Source organism: Micromonospora sp. NPDC049101, assembly GCF_040648675.1.
GTDB lineage: Bacteria > Actinomycetota > Actinomycetes > Mycobacteriales > Micromonosporaceae > Micromonospora.
On the sequence record NZ_JBEZED010000025.1, the window covers coordinates 48,253 to 65,334 of the forward strand.

Annotated in this window: 14 protein-coding genes and 2 riboswitches; of the genes, 6 read left to right on the forward strand and 8 right to left on the reverse strand. The window is 70.1% G+C overall.

The window, feature by feature from the left end; genetic code table 11:
- Nucleotides 1–63 precede the first annotated feature (63 nt).
- The 5 genes from AB0B57_RS28040 to AB0B57_RS28060 form a co-directional block, all read right to left on the reverse strand.
- Nucleotides 64–1,482: a PQQ-binding-like beta-propeller repeat protein gene (locus tag AB0B57_RS28040; RefSeq protein ID WP_357076085.1), complete on the reverse strand. Its 1,419-nt coding sequence runs from the start codon at nt 1,480–1,482 to the stop codon at nt 64–66.
- Between the two features lie 143 nt (nt 1,483–1,625).
- Nucleotides 1,626–2,672 carry a polysaccharide deacetylase family protein gene (locus AB0B57_RS28045; protein ID WP_357076088.1) on the reverse strand — a complete coding sequence of 349 codons (1,047 nt, stop codon included), beginning with the start codon at nt 2,670–2,672 and terminating at the stop codon, nt 1,626–1,628.
- 470 nt (nt 2,673–3,142) lie between these two features.
- Entirely contained in the window at nt 3,143–3,733 is a 591-nt protein-coding gene (locus tag AB0B57_RS28050) for a histidine phosphatase family protein (RefSeq protein ID WP_357076091.1), read from the reverse strand.
- Nucleotides 3,730–4,500 carry a CbtA family protein gene (locus AB0B57_RS28055; protein ID WP_357076094.1) on the reverse strand — a complete coding sequence of 257 codons (771 nt, stop codon included), beginning with the start codon at nt 4,498–4,500 and terminating at the stop codon, nt 3,730–3,732. The genes AB0B57_RS28050 and AB0B57_RS28055 overlap by 4 nt, the downstream gene beginning before the upstream one ends.
- Nucleotides 4,491–4,694 carry a CbtB domain-containing protein gene (locus AB0B57_RS28060; protein WP_357076097.1) on the reverse strand — a complete coding sequence of 68 codons (204 nt, stop codon included), beginning with the start codon at nt 4,692–4,694 and terminating at the stop codon, nt 4,491–4,493. Before AB0B57_RS28060 ends, AB0B57_RS28055 begins: the two co-directional genes overlap by 10 nt.
- A 57-nt stretch (nt 4,695–4,751) precedes the next feature.
- A riboswitch (cobalamin riboswitch) is annotated at nt 4,752–4,827 on the reverse strand.
- Between the two features lie 289 nt (nt 4,828–5,116).
- Between AB0B57_RS28060 and AB0B57_RS28065 the strand changes: the two genes are divergently transcribed.
- From AB0B57_RS28065 to AB0B57_RS28080, 4 genes are all read left to right on the forward strand, one after another.
- Nucleotides 5,117–5,995, forward strand: a complete 879-nt coding sequence (locus AB0B57_RS28065; RefSeq protein WP_357076100.1) for an amidohydrolase family protein — start codon at nt 5,117–5,119, stop codon at nt 5,993–5,995.
- 307 nt (nt 5,996–6,302) lie between these two features.
- Nucleotides 6,303–7,310, forward strand: coding sequence for an ABC transporter permease (locus AB0B57_RS28070; protein ID WP_357076103.1), 1,008 nt, complete (start codon nt 6,303–6,305; stop codon nt 7,308–7,310).
- Between the two features lie 40 nt (nt 7,311–7,350).
- Nucleotides 7,351–8,403: an ABC transporter substrate-binding protein gene (locus AB0B57_RS28075; protein WP_357076107.1), complete on the forward strand. Its 1,053-nt coding sequence runs from the start codon at nt 7,351–7,353 to the stop codon at nt 8,401–8,403.
- On the forward strand, nt 8,403–9,215 hold the full coding sequence (locus tag AB0B57_RS28080; protein WP_357076110.1) for an ATP-binding cassette domain-containing protein: 813 nt from the start codon (nt 8,403–8,405) through the stop codon (nt 9,213–9,215). The genes AB0B57_RS28075 and AB0B57_RS28080 overlap by 1 nt, the downstream gene beginning before the upstream one ends.
- 60 nt (nt 9,216–9,275) lie before the next feature.
- Here the strand turns inward: AB0B57_RS28080 and AB0B57_RS28085 are convergent, their stop codons facing one another.
- Both AB0B57_RS28085 and AB0B57_RS28090 read right to left on the reverse strand, forming a co-directional pair.
- Nucleotides 9,276–9,998, reverse strand: coding sequence for a FadR/GntR family transcriptional regulator (locus AB0B57_RS28085; RefSeq protein WP_357076112.1), 723 nt, complete (start codon nt 9,996–9,998; stop codon nt 9,276–9,278).
- An 8-nt stretch (nt 9,999–10,006) separates the two neighbouring features.
- Nucleotides 10,007–11,401: an enolase C-terminal domain-like protein gene (locus tag AB0B57_RS28090; RefSeq protein ID WP_357076114.1), complete on the reverse strand. Its 1,395-nt coding sequence runs from the start codon at nt 11,399–11,401 to the stop codon at nt 10,007–10,009.
- A 563-nt stretch (nt 11,402–11,964) separates the two neighbouring features.
- A riboswitch (cobalamin riboswitch) is annotated at nt 11,965–12,181 on the forward strand.
- A 194-nt stretch (nt 12,182–12,375) separates the two neighbouring features.
- Here AB0B57_RS28090 and AB0B57_RS28095 point away from each other — a divergent pair.
- Together AB0B57_RS28095 and AB0B57_RS28100 are read left to right on the forward strand one after the other, a co-directional pair.
- The gene (locus AB0B57_RS28095) at nt 12,376–14,694 is read left to right on the forward strand and encodes a ribonucleoside-diphosphate reductase subunit alpha (protein WP_357076295.1); all 2,319 of its coding nucleotides are present in this window, start codon (nt 12,376–12,378) and stop codon (nt 14,692–14,694) included.
- Nucleotides 14,695–14,780: 86 nt separating this feature from the next.
- Entirely contained in the window at nt 14,781–15,776 is a 996-nt protein-coding gene (locus AB0B57_RS28100) for a ribonucleotide-diphosphate reductase subunit beta (protein ID WP_357076298.1), read from the forward strand.
- 350 nt (nt 15,777–16,126) lie between these two features.
- Here the strand turns inward: AB0B57_RS28100 and AB0B57_RS28105 are convergent, their stop codons facing one another.
- A complete protein-coding gene (locus AB0B57_RS28105; RefSeq protein WP_357076117.1) occupies nt 16,127–17,041 on the reverse strand; it encodes a MerR family transcriptional regulator in 915 nt (304 codons plus the stop codon).
- Nucleotides 17,042–17,082: the final 41 nt, after the last annotated feature.

The following is a 17,082-nucleotide window of genomic DNA, read 5'->3' on the forward strand; positions in this document are numbered from 1 at the left end:
GGCGAACCCGACAGGTGCCCCGTCGACGCCGCCCGCCCTGCCGCAGCCGCGGCGATCGACGGCTCAGCGCAGGCGGCGGATGTCGCCGAACGCCCGGTAGAACCCACCCCGGCTGGACTCGCGGACCTCGGTCACCAGATAGCGGGCGCCCGGCTCGCGAATCCCCTTGGGGAACTGCACGCTCCAGTCGCGCCGGTAGCCGTCGGACAGCACCTGGACCCGCAGCCGCCCCCGGTCGTCCAGGCACTGCACCACCACGCCCGCACCCGAGTCGCTCGTCACCTCGACGATCGTCGGCTCGACCGGCCGTGGTGCCTGGCGTGGGGCCTTGACGTCGCGGACCTCGGGGACGTCGCCGGCCTGGGCCGCCCGGATCGCCGGCTCACTCGCGTCGATGCAGGCCAGGTGGCCGGCGGTGGTGACGACGTAGAGCCGGTCGTCGTGGTACTGCATGGAGTATGCCGACCCGCAGCCGGTGCCGAGCTTCCACAGGCGGGTGCCCGCCGCGTCGAAGCAGTAGATCGAGGACTGGCTGTCACCGGCGAAGACGTAGCGGCCGCCCTCGGCTGTGGCGCAGGAGAACACCGGGGCGTCGCACCGGTAGCTGCGTTCGAATCGGCCAGCCTTGGACAGCCGCACCACCTCGCGGGTGCTGGTCCCGGCGAACACGCTGCCGTGCTCCTGCCAGCCGAAGAGCACCGAGCCGGTGCTGGTGTGCCACAACTCGCGACCGGTGCGCCACTCGTAGCCGGTCACACCCTCGGAATGACCTTGGTAGACGGCATCGTTGTCGCACCGCACCATCCAGGCCGAGCCCCCGCGCCCGGGCCGACGCCACAGGAACTCGTCTTCGTGGTCGACAGCGGTGATCCCGCCGTTGGAATCCGACACGCCCAGGACGCCGTCGTGGATGTCCAGCCAGTAGATGTCGATTTCCGGGGCGATCGCGTACGCCACGCGGGGCATCTTGCCGGAGAGGTCGTAGACGTTGCCGTCGTCGCAGCCCGCGTAGACCCAGGCGTCGTCGGCGACGATGCACTTCACCCCGTCGGGAAGGCGGACCTGGCCGCGCACCCGGGCGTCGTGGTCGAGCGTGGTGATCACGCCGTGCTCGTTGCCGACCATGCAGTGCTGCCCGTCGACGAAGATGCCGAAGGCGGGGGCGCCGGAGTCGTAGCGCCAGAGCACCGGGGCGGTGCGGGCGGTGGAGCGGGTGCTGACGATCTGCCGTCGGGAGACGGTGCGCTTCTGGCGGACGCCGGGAACCGCCGGAGAGTATCCCTTGCGGACCTTCTCCCCGATCTTCTTCGCCGCAGCCGCTCGGGCCCGGGCGTTGTCCGGGTAGGCGCTGGCCTTGACCTGCCCCTGGTCGCCGATCCGGCCGTAGCGCACGGTCAGCGTGGCGTTGTCGACGATGACCTCGTAGAACTTGTGCGCACCGTCCACTTCGGACAGTTCGAGGTAGGTCGTCTCCTGGGACATGGGGGCCTCCGAGGGGATCAGCGAACGGCCTGAGCGGGCCGGCGCGGCGACAGTGCCCACACGCTAACCGCCACCACCGACACAATCGGCGGGCGCCCGGAGTACGCCGGGCACCCGCCGACACCGCGCCGGCCCGAGGGCGCTCAGCCCGTGGCGCAGGAGCGGATCTGCGGACGGGCGCCGCTGTTGCCGTTGGTCATCGTGGTGAAGCCGAAGGTGTTGCCGCTGCCGTTGGACCGCACGGTCATGACGGTGCCGCTGCTGTCCCAGGTGGCGGAGCCGTTCCAGATGGTGGAGACCCGCTGCGGCGCGGTGAGGGCCACGACCACGGTCCACGTGCTGGCGCCGCTGACCGTCACCGACGTGTTGTACCTGTCGCCCCAGACGTTCGTGGTCGTCGCGGTCGCGGTGCAGCCGCCGTTGCCCGGCGGCGGAGTCCCCGTGCCCGGGGGCGGGGTGCCGGTGCTGGGCGGCGGGGTCGTGCCGTCCGGGGCGACCGCCCGGCCGGTGGACGCCGAGATCATGCCGGGGCACAGGTTGCGGCTCGTGAGGTTGGCCATGATCTGCCCGATGGCGTCGCGGGTGTTCTGGATCCCGTCGTGCATGAGGATGACCTGACCGGCCTGGAGGCGGCTCGCGTTGGACACGATCTGGCTGACGCTCGCGCCGTTCCAGTCCTGCGAGTCCACGTCCCAGATCACCTGGCGCATGCCGAGTGACGACGCGACGGACTGGAGGGTGGAGTTGGTCTCCCCGTACGGTGGCCGGAACAACTGCGGCCGGACGCCGGTGGCCGACTGGATCGCCGAGTTGGTCTGGGACAGGTCGGACTGCATCTGCGACTGGTTCATCGAGGTCATGTGGGCGTGGTTCCAGCTGTGGTTGGCGACCCACATGCCGGCCGACACCTGCGCCTGTGCCGCGGCCCGGTTGTTCTGGACGTTCTGCCCGACGTTGAACATCGTGGCCCGTACGCCGTTGGTGCGCAGCACGTTGAGCAGTGCGCTGGTGGTGCCGGTGGGGCCGTCGTCGAAGGTGAGGCCGACGTAGCCGTTGCAGACGGCGGCGCTCGACGGGGCCGAGGTGGTGGCGAGGACGACGCCGCACATCGCGGCGGCGGTGGTGAGGGCGGCCAGCGCCGCGCGCAACCGCCTCGATCGCAGGGCCGTGCCGGGGGAGTCCTTGCTCATCTGATGCCCCTTCTCGCGGGCCGGACGGGCTCTGGAACGCGGGCAGCACGGTCCGGACAGGTGTGGGTGAGTGGGGAGGCCAAACCGGAGTCGATCGCATTGACCTCGATGGATCGGAGTATTGCAGCGAGATTTCCGATGCGTCAACAAGTTCCGGTAGTCCTCCGGAACACCGCAGCGCGCCCGTCCAGGGCTCGACCCGGTGCTCCAGGAGCCTGGACAGCCGGGCGCTGCGGTGGGTCGCTCACCTCAGCCGCCACGCCGACACCCGGGCTCGATCCGGAAAACAGCCGGAAGTATCGGTGCGCCCGCCCCGGGTCCGGCGGGCCGCGATCGACTCGGTTTCCTGATGTCGCTGCGGCGCACCGGCTCGGACACCGCGACATCCTGCAAGCCGAGTCGACCGAGCGATAACGGCCGCGAGGTCGGCACCGTGCGCGTCGACCTCCGCCGCAGCCGCGGGCGTCGGCTCAATCCGTTCGTGCCGCGCCCAGTCGTAGCTGCCAGCGGCTGCCCTGGCTGGTGAGCCGGACGATGGCCAACGGCTCCACGTCCACCTGTCGGTACGTCCCGAGCGGCAGGTCGAGGGCGTGGACCACCGCGACCCGGATCACCAGCGGGTGGGTGACCGCGATGACCCGCCCCCCACGTGCGCGCTGCCCGTCCAGCCAGCGACCGACCCGGTGCCGTAGTGCCGCGACGGACTCGCCCCCGTGGGGTGCGGAATCCGGTGCGGACAGCCACTCGTGCAGCGCCTGCGGATGGTCGCCGGCGATCTCCTCGAATGCCCGCCCGGTCCAGTCGCCGTAGTCACAGTCGGCCAACGCCGCCTCGATGGTGGGCCGCAGGCCGAGGGCGGACGCGGTCTGGGTGGCCGCCGCCGCCGGGCTGGACAGGCAGGCGTCGTCGGCGCCGAGGTGCCCGCGCCGGTCGGCGCCGGCCCGCGCGAGGGCGGCCCGCAAACCGCCCTCGTCCAGGCCGTCGCCGGCCCCGCCGAAGCGGGCCCGGCGCAGGGCGACGGTGTGACCGTGGGCGACCAGCCGGAGGCTGGTGGCGGTCACGTGCTCGGCAGTGCGGTGGCGGCCCGGCGGTGCTGGTCGTGGTGCATCAGGGCGGCGAACAGCAGGCCGATCCCGGCCCAGAGCACCACCTGGGTGCCGAGCGAGGCCAGCCGGAAGTCCCACAGCAGGGTTGCCGGGAAGTCGGCCGGGACCTCCTGGAAGGAGGGCATCACCACATAGGACACCACGCTGACCAGCAGGAACCCGCCAGCGGCCGCGGCGGCGCGCTGCCACGCGGGCGCCTGGTCGCCGACCGCCCGGTAGCCGAGGGTGCCGGCCCACACCGCCACCAGGCCAAGCACCACCATCAGCAGGTAGGTGACGGTGCGCTGGTTGATGGTGGCCGGGTCGCCGACGGCCGGCGGGTTCGCCGGATACTTCAGGAACGGCACGATCACCGCGCCGAGCAGCGCCGCACCGGCCAGCAGCAGGCCCGACCGGCCGTCGTCGTAACTGCGCCGACGGCGGGACAGCAGCACGTACGCGGTGGCCAGCAGGCCACCCATCGCGGCGCCGAACAGGCCGGTGGCCAGGAACAGCCCCCCGCGCTGGCCGGTCCGGCTGACCAGGGCATCCTCGTGGTCGTGCCCGCCGGTCGCGGGCTCGGCGTGCGTCGCGGCCTCCTCGATGGCGATGGCCGCCTCGACGCGCGGTTCGCCGGCGACGTAGGCGAATGCCCCGGCGAGCAGGCCGGCGATCAGGCCGGCGAGCAGCCCGCGGACGAGGACGGTGCGGAACGGGGGAGCGGTGGCGGACGTCAGTGGCACGGGACACCCAGCAGGTGCCGGCCGTCGTGCATCAGTTCGTGCAGGTACATCCCGCTGCGCGAGACGGCTCCCTGATCGAAGGCGACGAGGTAGGCCAGCAGGCTGAGCGCCACGACGGTCGCCAGGACCGTCCACAGCAGACGAGTGTTGCCAGCGGGATGCACCAACGGCTGGCTTGACGTGGAAGTAGACATATGACACGAACCTCCCCGGGGATGACGCGTCCCCATCGCAAGGCTGCGGACGACCGAGCGTCCTGGCTCGCGGCCCCGATGACGCTGGGACCGCTTACAGTGGCGCGACCGCGCCGGATTCACACCGGCTTCCCTCGCGTCGCCGCAGATAGTGGGTCGACGGTATCGGTGCCGCCGCAGGCGGTCAACCCGGCCGCGAGCGCGAAGCCGCCAAGTCACCATGGTGTGGGTATCGACAAGCGTGGATGTCAAAGATATGATGCTTGGTTGCGCCAAGGCACGCGCTCCGCAGCCCCATTGCCGGCTTGTTACGGCTAGCATGGTCGAACTGCCGGATCGGCTCCGTTGCGCCGAGCCGACCCGGACATCTGACCAATGAACGGGCGGGGTGAAAAGTACGTGAGCACGTCAGGGCATGTCCGATGACGACCAACGAGGCTGGGCAAGGCCAGGGCATCGTCGACGCGCACCATCATCTCTGGGTCCGGGCCCGGCACCCGCAGCCCTGGATCGATCCGCACACCATGGCCGCGATCGACCACGACTTCACCCCACTCGACCTCGCCCCGCTGGCCCGGGCCGCCGGAGTCACCCAGACCGTCGTGGTGCAGTCCGTCCCCGTCCGGACGGAGACGCCCGAGCTGCTGGGCATCGCGGCCGACGACCCCCTCATCGCCGGGGTCGTCGGCTGGGTCGACCTCACCGCCGACAACGTCGGTGACCGTCTCGCCCGGCTCCAGGCGGCGCGCGGCGGCGAGCGACTGGTGGGCATTCGCGACCTCGTCCAGTCCGAGCCCGACCCGGCGTACCTCGACCGCCCGGACATCCGGCGCGGCATCGCCGCGGTGGGCGCCGCCGGCCTGGCGTTCGACCTGCTGGTGCGCGACCACCAACTGCCGGCGGCCACCCGGCTCGTCCGTGACCTGCCCCAGATGCGGTTCGTCCTGGACCACCTCGGCAAGCCCTCGCTCGGGCGGGCCGGCCTCGGCGACTGGCCCCGCGACCTGCGGGCGCTCGCCGCCGAGCCCAACACGACGGCGAAGCTCTCCGGTCTGGTGACCGAGGTGGACGGCCCCTCGTGGACGACGGCCGACCTTCGGCCCGCCGTCGAGCACGCACTCCACGTGTTCGGTCCGGACCGGCTGATGTTCGGGTCGGACTGGCCCGTGAGTCTGCTCGCCTCCTCGTACCCGCGCTGGGTCGAGGCCCTCACCGAGCTGCTGGGCCCGCTGGGCGACGACGAACGGGCGGCGATCTGGCGACGGACCGCCCGCCGGGCGTACCGGCTGGAGACGCCCTGACGCCTCGTGGCCGGACGGGTCCCAGCTCGGCCCCTGTCGATGGGCTGCGGGAAGTGCCCGTTTGATCGGACGTATGCCTCCACCGGATCAGGTAACGACGACAACATGGCCGTAAGACCTTGGCAACATGCGTCAATGCTGGCAAGGTAACGCCTGATCGAGGGAAACATCCGACCTATCCCGACGGGTGGCGCGGGCAAGCGGCCGCGCTCCCCGCCGGGCAGGCTGGGTGGCTGAGAGGTTCCTGGTGCGCCGGGTGTTCCCCCGTCGCCGCGCCGGGGCCACGCTTGGGAGGTCAGATCCGACGATGAGCACCGTCGAGGCATCCGCCGGCACGCAGCGCGGCGAACTCAGCGACTGGTTCCGCGAACGGATCTCCCACGCCGTTTCCGAGTTGACCGCGGCGACGGCGCTCGTCGTCCTGTTCATCGCGTTGACCTTCGCCAGCCCCTACTTCCTGACGGCCGACAACCTCTTCAACATCGGCGCGCAGACCGCGGTGATCGCCATCATCGCCACGGCGCAGACGATGGTCATCATCACGAAGGGCATCGACCTGTCCGTGGGGTCGGTCGCCGCGCTCGCCGGCGTCGTGGGAGCGATGGTCGTCCGCGACCTCGGCTTCTCGGTGTGGGCGGCGACGGCTGTCGCGATCGGCGTCGGCGCGTTGGCCGGTCTGCTGAACGGACTGCTGGTCACCGTGGCCCGGATCCCGCCGTTCATCGCGACACTGGGCACGATGTCCGTGGGTCGGGGCCTGGTCTTCATCATCACCGGCGCGGTCGGCGTCTACGGTCTGCCCCGCTCCTTCCAACTGCTCGGCAACGGGGAGATCCTCGGCATTCCGTTCGCCGTGTTGATCACCGTCCTCGTCGCGGTCGGGGTCGCCTTCCTGCTCTCCCAGACCCGCTTCGGTCAGTACACCTACGCGATGGGCTCCAACCTGGAGGCGGCCCGCCGCTCCGGCATCCGGGTGGGGCGTCACCTGACCGGGGTGTACGTGCTGGCCGGTGTGCTGGTCGGGTTGGGCGGCATGATCGCCGCGTCCCGGGTCAACTCCGGCCAGCCGAACTACGGGATCTCGTTGGAGCTCGATGTCATCGCCGCCGCGGTCATCGGCGGCGCGAGCCTGTTCGGTGGTCAGGGCCGGATCGTCGGGACCATCATCGGCGCGTTCCTCATCGCCCTGGTGCGTAACGGCGCTGTCCTGCTCGACATCAGCATCCACTACCAGCAGGTGATCGTCGGCCTGATCATCTGGGCCGCCGTCTACTTCGACCAGTACCGCCGTCGGCGGCTGGAATCACGGGGTTGACATGCCATTCCGAGAGTCCGAACGAGGAAGGACACACACCATGGCGCACACCACCACCAGTCGCCGGGCACGACGGCCCGTTCCCCGCGTACAGGCCGTTCTGGCCGCGGCCGCCGCGACCGCTCTGCTCAGTGCCTGCGGCGGGGTCGAGGTCCGCGACGGCGGCGACGGCGCGACGAAGGCGGCGAGCGGTCCGTTGAAGCTCGCCGTCGTGCCGAAGGCCGTCGGTGCCGACTACTGGAACACCGTGAAGGCGGGCGCGGAGTGCGCCGCGCAGCGCGCGGGGGACGTCACCGTCCAGTGGGACGGGGTGACCGCCGAGACCGATGTCGAGGGCCAGGTGAACCTCATCCAGAACTTCGTCACCAAGAAGGTCGACGGCATCGTCTACGCGGCGACCGACTCCAGTGCGCTGGCGCCCGCCACCGACAAGGCGCTCGCCGCGAACATCCCGGTCGCGATGATCGACTCTGGCACCAGCCCGCAGCCGTCGAACGTGCCGCTGTTCGCCACCGACAACCGCGCGTCGGCCACCGAGGCGGCGAAGTTGCTCGCCACCGAACTCGGCCCCGGCAACCACCAGGTGGCGCTCGTCGAGTTCCAGCCGGGGTCGCAGACCAACACCGAGCGGGTGGACGGCTTCAAGGCCGGCCTCGCCCAGTTTCCGAACCTGAAGCTGGTCGGCCAGCAGCCCAGCCGCAGTGACGTCAACGAGGCACGACGCGTCACCGAGAACATCCTCACGGCCAACCCCAACCTGGCCGGCGTCTTCGCCGCCAACGAGCCGAGCGTGCTCGGCGCCGCGCAGGCCATCCAGGCGGCCGGCAAGTCCGGCAAGGTGGTCATCATCGGGTGGGACGCCGCCCCGGACGAGATCGCCGGGGTGCGCAGCGGCCAGATCTCCGCGCTGGTCGTGCAGAACCCGTTCAAGATGGGCTACTTCGGCGTCGACAAGATGGTCAAGCACCTGCGGGACAAGGCGCCGCTGGCGTCGGCGGACACCGGCGTCACGTTCGTCACGAAGGAGAACATCGACTCCGCGGAGATCAAGGCGGTGCTCGAGCCGAGTTGCGCCAACCCTCCGGTGCAGTGATGGGCGCGACCCCGACGGCCACCGCCGACAGTGACAAGCAGCCGACCGCCGACGAAGCGCCGGTGCTCGAAGCCCGGGGCATCGTCAAGCGGTTCGGGCACGTCGAGGCGTTGCGCGGTGCCGACTTCACGGTCCATCGGGGTGAGGTCGTGGCGCTGATCGGCGACAACGGCGCCGGCAAGAGCACCCTGATCAAGACGCTGTCCGGTGTCCACCCGCCCGACGAGGGCGAGATCCGGGTGGGTGGTCGTACGGTCCAGTTCTCCACGCCGGTCGACGCCCGGCGCGCGGGGGTGGAGACCGTCTACCAGGATCTCGCCGTCGCCGACGACCTCAGCGTGGCCGCCAACCTGTACCTCGGTCGGGAGATCCTGCGTTCCGGGCCGCTCGGCCGGCTGGGGTTGCTCGACAAACGCGCCATGCGGCAGGGCGCCGCCGCGGCCCTGGACCAGTTGGGTGTGCGGATCCCCCGGGTCACCACCCCGATCGCGATGTTGTCCGGTGGGCAGCGCCAGTGCGTCGCGGTGGCCCGCGCCATCATCTGGGCGACGAGCGTGGTCATCCTCGACGAGCCCACCGCGGCGCTCGGTGTCGTGCAGACCGGGCGGGTGCTCGACGTCGTCCGGCGCGCCCGCGATGCCGGCATGTCGGTGGTGCTGGTGAGTCACAACATGCCGCAGGTGCTGGAGATCGCCGATCGGGTCGAGGTGCTGCGGCTCGGCCGTCGGGCGGCCCGGCTTCGTGCCGATGAGGTCACCACCGACGACCTGGTCGCGGCGATGACCGGCAGCACCGGCGCGGATCGGGACTAGGGAGTGTGTTTCGGAAGTGCTGGCTGGCCCAGCACTTCCGAAACACTCCGGGGCGGGTGCTCAGAACCGCGTCGGCTCGACGGTGGCGTCGGCGTCGTCGGGTTGCCCGTGCAGCGACTCCTCCACCCCGATCAGGTGGTTGGCCATGCGGATCCGCGCGCGTTCCGGGTCGCGTGCGACGAGGGCCTTGAGGATCGCGACGTGCTCGTCGTGGGTACGCCGGTCCGCGCCCTCCTCGTGCAGACTCCGCCAGAGCCGCCCGCGTAGCGTGCGCCCGGCGAACGCCTCGATCAGGCCGACGAGCACCGGATTGTCGGCGTGCACCGCGATGATCCGGTGGAACGCGATGTCGATCTCCATGATCCGTTCGTGCTCCTGCGGAGACCGTCCGGCGATCCGGGCCGCCTCGTCGAGCAACTCCGCCGCCTGGGCGAGGGCCTCGTCGGTGATCCTGGTCGCCGCCAGGCGGGCGGCCTCGCACTCCAGCAGTCGTCGGACGATGTGGATGTGCCGGGTGTCGCCCTGGCCCTGGAAATCCACCACGAAGCCCATCGGGGCCAGCAGTTGCGGCGCGTCGAGGTTGGTGACGTAGGTGCCGTCACCCTGGCGGATGTTGACGATGCCGAGGATCGACAGGGCCGACATCCCCTCGCGCAGCGAGCCCCGCGAGACGCCGAGCGACTCGGCGAGATCCTTCTCGATGGGCAGACGGTCCCCGGGCTTGAAACGCCCTTCGAGGATCATCCGCTTGATGCCGTTCACCACCTCGTCGGTGCGCGACATGACACCCCCTAGCGGCCGGCGGGGGTGGCCGCCCCACCCGCGATCACGTACGGCTTCGGAGATGACACGGTAGTCGGGTCTGTCGCCGTCCAGTAGGTGCCGTCCGGGAACCGGTAGCGCTCGACCGACTCGGGGCGCATCCGGGTGGAGTAGCCGGGCTGGTGGGGCAGGACGTACCCGCTGCCCGTGCCGGTGTCCCGGATGACGCACGGGTCGGTGAAGTGCTCGTGCAGGTGGTCGACGAACTCGGTGACACGGTTGGTGAGGTCGCCCGAGATCGCGACGTAGTCGAGCACCGACACGTGCTGGACCATCTCGCACAGGCCGACACCGCCGGCGTGGGGGCACACGGGGATGTCGAACTTCGCGGCGAGCAGCAGCACGGCGACGATCTCGTTGATGCTGGCCAACCTGCCGGTGTCCAGTTGGCAGAAGTCGATGGCCCCGGCCTGGAACAGCTGCTTGAACATCACCCGGTTGTGGCAGTGTTCGCCGGTGGCGACGCCGATGGGCGCGACCGCGCGACGGATGGCGGCGTGGCCCAGGATGTCGTCGGGGCTGGTCGGCTCCTCGATCCACAGTGGCTCGAACCGCGCCAGGGCCGTGACCCACTCGATGGCCTGACCGACGTCCCACACCTGGTTGGCGTCGATCATCAGATTGCGGTCCGGGCCGAGGATCTCCCGGGCGATGCCGCAGCGGCGGATGTCGTCGTCGAGGTTGGCGCCCACCTTGAGCTTGACGTAGCCGTAGCCGGTGTCGACCGCCTCCTGGCACAGCCGGCGCAGCTTGTCGTCGCCGTAGCCGAGCCAGCCGGCCGAGGTGGTGTAGGCGGGGTAGCCGGTCCGGTCGAGCTCGGCGAGACGGGCGGCCTTGGTGCTCTCCTTGGCGCGCAGGATGGCCAGTGCCTCGTCCCGGGTCAGCGCGTCGGACAGGTAGCGCAGGTCCGCGATGTCGACGAGCTGCTCGGGGGACATGTCGACGAGCAGCCGCCACAGCGGCTTGTCGGCGACCCGGGCGACCAGGTCCCACGACGCGTTCAGCACGGCGGCCAGCGACAGGTGGACGACGCCCTTCTCCGGGCCGAGCCACCGCAGTTGGGAGTCGGAGGTGAGCAGGCGGTAGACCGCGCCCATGTCCGCCGCCATCGTCGCGACGTCCACGCCGACGAGGCGCTGTGCCTGATGGACCGCCGCCGCTACGACGATGTCGTTGCCGCGACCGATGGTGAAGGTCAGACCGTGGCCCGCGAGTGGCGCGCCCGTGCTGTCGACGCCGTCGGTGTGCAGGACGACGTAGGCCGCCGAGTAGTCGCCGTCCTTGTTCATGGCGTCGGAGCCGTCAGCGGTCAGGGAGGTGGGGAAGCGGACGTCCTCGATGGTGACGGCAGTGATCTGCGGCATGCGCTCCTCGCCCGGCTAGGCTAAAGATCAGATGATCTCTGCGAGTATACGGAGGGCTAATCCGGCACGTCAACGACGTCGATCACCTGTGAATCCAAGACATCCAATGTTTCGGTCCCGATGCGAATGCGTCAGCGCGCTGTCCTCTCGGTCGCCGCATCCGGCCCACGGGCCTCGGCAGCGGCTGCGGCGAGATTCGTGGCGCTGGTAGACACTCTGCGGCGCGACGGCACGTCGTCGTTCACGGACTGTTGATGTGCGCCCGGCGGGATTGGGATATTGCTGCGAGAAGTGGATAGTGCGCGCGGAAGATTGGATGTCCACTTCAGATTCTGACATTGATGGCCGGAAATAAATAGGGATCCTTACGTCTGAAGACTTAATACATCACACCTTTCCGCATGGCGGCACCTGCTCGATGTCACGTCCGCGCGGGCGTGGGCTGCCGCCCGCCGGCCTGGTTCGGCGCGGGTCCGGGCGAGCCGGTGACGACCATCACCAGTCACGGCGCCGACACGCCCGGGACCGACATGTGGGGTGTGACAACCGCAGCGTCCCTATATATGGTGTCGAGCGCAGCTGGTTCGGCCGTTCATCCCGAGCGGTCGAGGCAAGAGGGAACCCGGTGGAAATCCGGGACTGTCCCGCAGCGGTGAGTGGGAACGACAGCCGTCATGAGCACTGGGCCACCAATCGGTCTGGGAAGCGACGGCCAGTAGGAGACCGGCGACCCGGTCGTGCCCGCGAGTCCGAAGACCTGCCAGCGCGCCGTGCACCCGCACCCGGGTGGGCGGCGGTCCGAGGCCGCGTGGGACGGCCGACGCCACCTGACCCGCGCCTGCCCGGCGTGGCGTCCGCCGGTGTCTGTCTCCACGCGTCCGAAGGCCATCAGGTCTCGAACTCGCGAGGAGTGAGTGGTGACAGTCACCGAGGTAGTCCCGGCAAGCGGCGACGCGGTCCTGCGGCGGACGCCGATGCAGGTCCGCAAGCGCAACGGCACCACCGAGTCCGTGGACGTCAACAAGATCGTCCGGGCGGTCGAGCGGTGGGCCGACGACCTGACCGACGTCGACCCGATGCGCGTCGCCACCCGCACGATCAGCGGGCTGTACGACGGCGCGACGACTGCCGAGCTGGACCGGCTGTCCATCCAGACCGCAGCCGAGATGATCGGTGAGGAGCCGCAGTACTCCCGCCTCGCGGCCCGGCTGTTGTCCGGCTACGTCGACAAGGAGGTGCGTCGGCAGGGCGTCACCTCGTTCAGCGCGGCGATCCGGGTCGGTCACGCCGAGGGCCTGATCGGGAACGACACCGCCGCGTTCGTCGCCGCGCACGCCGCGATGCTCGACGACGCTATCGACACCGACGGCGACCGGAGGTTCGAGTACTTCGGCCTGCGCACGGTGTACGACAGGTACCTGCTACGCCACCCCACCAGCCGGCTGGTGCTGGAAACCCCGCAGTACTGGCTGCTGCGGGTGGCGTGCGGGCTGTCCCAGACGCCGGACGAGGCGGTCGGCTTCTACCGGCTGATGTCCAGCCTGGCCTATCTGCCCAGCTCACCGACGTTGTTCAACTCCGGCACCCGGCACACCCAGATGTCCTCCTGCTATCTGGTCGACTCTCCGCGCGACGAGTTGGACTCGATCTACCAGCGGTACGCCCAGGTCGCCAACCTGTCCAAGTTCGCCGGCGGCATCGGCATCGCGTACTCCCGGGTCCGGTCCCGTGGGGCACTGATCCGCGGCACCAACGGGCAGTCCAACGGGATCGTGCCGTGGCTGCGCACACTGGACGCGAGCGTCGCCGCGGTCAACCAGGGTGGCCGACGCAAGGGCGCGGCCTGCGTCTACCTGGAGCCGTGGCACCCGGACGTCGAGGAGTTCCTGCAACTGCGGGACAACACCGGCGAGGACGCCCGCCGCACCCACAACCTGAACCTGGCCAACTGGGTCCCGGACGAGTTCATGCGCCGGGTCGAGGCCGACGAGATGTGGTCGCTGTTCGACCCGCACGAGGTGCCCGAGCTGCCCGACCTGTGGGGGGAACGGTTCGACGCCGCCTACCGGCAGGCCGAGGCGCAGGGTCGCCACGTGCGGCAGGTCCCGGCGCGGGAGCTGTACGGCAAGATGATGCGCACCCTCGCCCAGACCGGCAACGGGTGGATGACCTTCAAGGACGCCGCGAACCGGCTGTGCAACCAGACCGCCGAGGACGGCAACGTGGTGCACCTGTCCAACCTGTGCACCGAGATCATCGAGGTGTCCAGTGACGCCGAGACCGCCGTGTGCAACCTCGGCTCGGTGAACCTCGCCGCCCATCTCACCGACGGCGGCATCGACTGGGACCGGCTGCGCGCCACGGTTCGTACCGCGGTGACCTTCCTCGACCGGGTCATCGACATCAACTACTACCCGACCGTGCAGGCGGCGGCGAGCAACCCCCGCTGGCGGCCGGTCGGACTGGGGCTGATGGGCCTACAGGACGTCTTCTTCGCGCTGCGACTGCCGTTCGACTCCCCGGCCGCCCGGGAGCTGTCCACCCGGATCAGCGAGGAGCTGTACCTGACCGCGCTGGAGACCTCCGCCGACCTGGCGCGCCGCTTCGGCGCGCACCCGGCGTACGCGCAGACCCGGGCCGCGCGGGGCCAGCTCCAACCCGACCTGTGGGGTGTCGAGGGTACGCAGACCGCGCGCTGGGCCGCCCTGCGGGAACGGGTCGCGGCGGACGGGCTGCGCAACTCGCTGCTGGTGGCGGTCGCCCCGACCGCGACCATCGCCTCGATCGCCGGGTGCTACGAGTGCATCGAGCCGCAGGTGTCCAACCTGTTCAAGCGCGAGACCCTGTCGGGGGAGTTCCTCCAGGTCAACACCGCCCTGGTCCGCGAGCTGAAGGCCCGCGGCCTGTGGACTGACCGGATCCGCTCGGCGATCAAGCGGGCGGAGGGGTCGGTGCAGGACATCGCGGAGTTGCCGGCCGGCGTCCGGGAGTTGTTCCGGACCGCGTGGGAGCTGCCGCAGCGGGCGCTTGTCGACCTGGCCGCCGCCCGCGCCCCGTTCATCGACCAGTCCCAATCGCTGAACTTGTTCCTGGCCGCGCCGACCATCGGCAAGCTCTCGTCGATGTACCTGTACGCCTGGAAGGTCGGGCTGAAGTCCACGTACTACCTGCGCTCGCGCCCCGCCACCCGGATCCAGCAGGCCACCGTCGCGGTGCTCGCCCCGGTGGCGGCCGACGCGGAGGCGCTGGCCTGCTCGCTGGAGAACCCCGAGTCGTGCGAGGCCTGCCAGTGACAGCCGCCGACACCGGCACAGTCGACGCCAGCACCACCGACACGAGCACCACCGACACGGGCACCACCGACACGAGGACCACGCACATGCTGCTCGACCCCGGGATGGACCTCACCCTCCGCCCGATGCGCTACCCGCACTTCTTCGACAGGTTCCGCGACGCGATCCGCAACACCTGGACGGTGGAGGAGGTCGACCTGCACGCCGACCTCGCCGACCTGGACAAGCTGTCGCCGGCCGAGCGGCACCTGGTCAGCCGGCTGGTGGCGTTCTTCGCCACCGGTGACACCATCGTCGCCAACAACCTGGTGCTCAACCTCTATCAGCACGTCAACAGCCCGGAGGGTCGCCTCTACCTGTCCCGGCAGTTGTTCGAGGAGGCCGTGCACGTCCAGTTCTACCTGAACCTGCTCGACACGTACGTGCCGGACGAGACCGAGCGGTTCGCCGCCTTCGCGGCCATCGAGAACATCCCCTCGATCCGCCGTAAGGCCGAGTTCTGCTTCCGCTGGATCGACTCGCTGAACAACCTGCGGGAGCTGCGGACCCGCGACGACCGGCGGACGTTCCTGCTCAACCTGATCTGCTTCGCCGCCTGCATCGAGGGATTGTTCTTCTACGGCGCCTTCGCGTACGTCTACTTCCTGCGCTCCCGCGGGCTGCTGCACGGCCTCGCCTCCGGCACCAACTGGGTGTTCCGCGACGAGTCCATGCACATGGCGTTCGCGTTCGACGTCGTCGACACCGCCCGCGCGGAGGAACCCGACCTGTTCGACGACGACCTCGCCGACCAGGTCCGGCAGATGCTCACCGAGGCCGTCGAGTGTGAGGTGCAGTTCGCCGAGGACCTGGTGGGCCAGGGGGTGCCCGGTCTGACGTTGAGCGACATGCGGGAGTACCTCCAGCACGTGGCCGACCGCCGCCTGGCCCAGCTCGGCCTCGCCCCGCACTACGGGTCGAGCAACCCGTTCGCCTTCATGGAGTTGCAGGACGTGCAGGAGCTGTCCAACTTCTTCGAGCGGCGCGTCTCGGCGTACCAGGTAGGGGTGGCCGGCACCGTCGCCTTCGACGACGACTTCTAGGGCGGACGGTCCACGCGTTCCGGTCTCTCCGATCATGGAGTTGTGGTGCCTGATTTGGTGTCGTGCAGGCACTTTGTCACCCACCACAACTCCATGATCGACGAGGCCGGGTGGGGTTGGCGCGCCCGGTAAGTCGGGCAGACGAACTGTTCGCCGCGATGCGGACGCTTGATGCGCACTGGACTCGGGCACTTGACCAGCGTGGCGTTCAGGCGGCTGCCTCGAGTTCACGAGTCAGAGCGAATGCGGTCAGCTCGATTGGTCGTTGGGTGTCGTGGCGGACGCCGCATCGATCATGTTGCAGAAGTAACGATGGACGCTGAGCAGTGCGGCGAGTTCGACGACGATTGCTAGGCGGCGACCGATCCGGGGGCCTGGCGTCGCTTGGTGAGCCACCGCATCACGTGCAGCGGATGCGACGCCGGGTCCGGAATCGGGTGGAAGACGTGTTCGATCTCGCCGTCGGCGATGATCAGCGTCAACCGCTCGTAGAGCGTCATGTCGCCGGCGGTGCGGGTGGGCAGCCGTAGCGCGTCGGCCAGGGTCAGCCGCGGGTCGGGGATCAGCGGGTAGGGCAACCGCAGCCGGTGCACGAGTTCCCGCTGGTACCCGGTCGACTGCGCGGACAGGCCGTACACCCGGGCCGCGCCGGCCGCGCGGAGTTCCGCGTGGTGGTCGCGGAACCAGGCGGCCTGCTCGGTGCTGCCCCGGGCGCCGTGGACCTCCAGCAGCCCGTTGGGCAGGTCGACACCCGGCCGCCCGGTCAGGGGGTACACGAAGACGACGGTGCGCCCGGCACCGAGGGCGCCGAGATCGACCGGGCGGCCGTCGGTGCCGTAGAAGGACAGGGGTGGCAGGCTGGTCCCGACCAGTGCGGCGGGGTCGGCACCGACCGTGTCACCGCCGGGCACGACCTGGGTCGCGGCCGCGTCGAGTCGCGCGTCCAGGGCCTCCCGCTGGGCGGTCAACCGACCGATCCGCTCCTGGAGGTTGGTGATGGTGCTGCGGTAGGTGGCCACCGCCGCCGCGCACACGTCGGCCTCGTCGGCGCCACCGGCGATCGACTCGACGAACGGGCGGGTCTCCTCCACGGTGAGGCCGAGCGCCATCAACTCGCGGATCTGGGCCACCAGCCGCACCGCGATCGGGTCGTACTCCCGGTAGCCGTTGCCCAGTCTCCGGGGCACGACCAGCCCGGCCGACTCGTAGTACCGCAGCGCCCGGACCGTGGTCCCGGTCCGTCGTGCCAGCTCACCCACCCGCATCCCGCGACCCTAAACCCGCACCCTGGGGTACGGGTCAACGT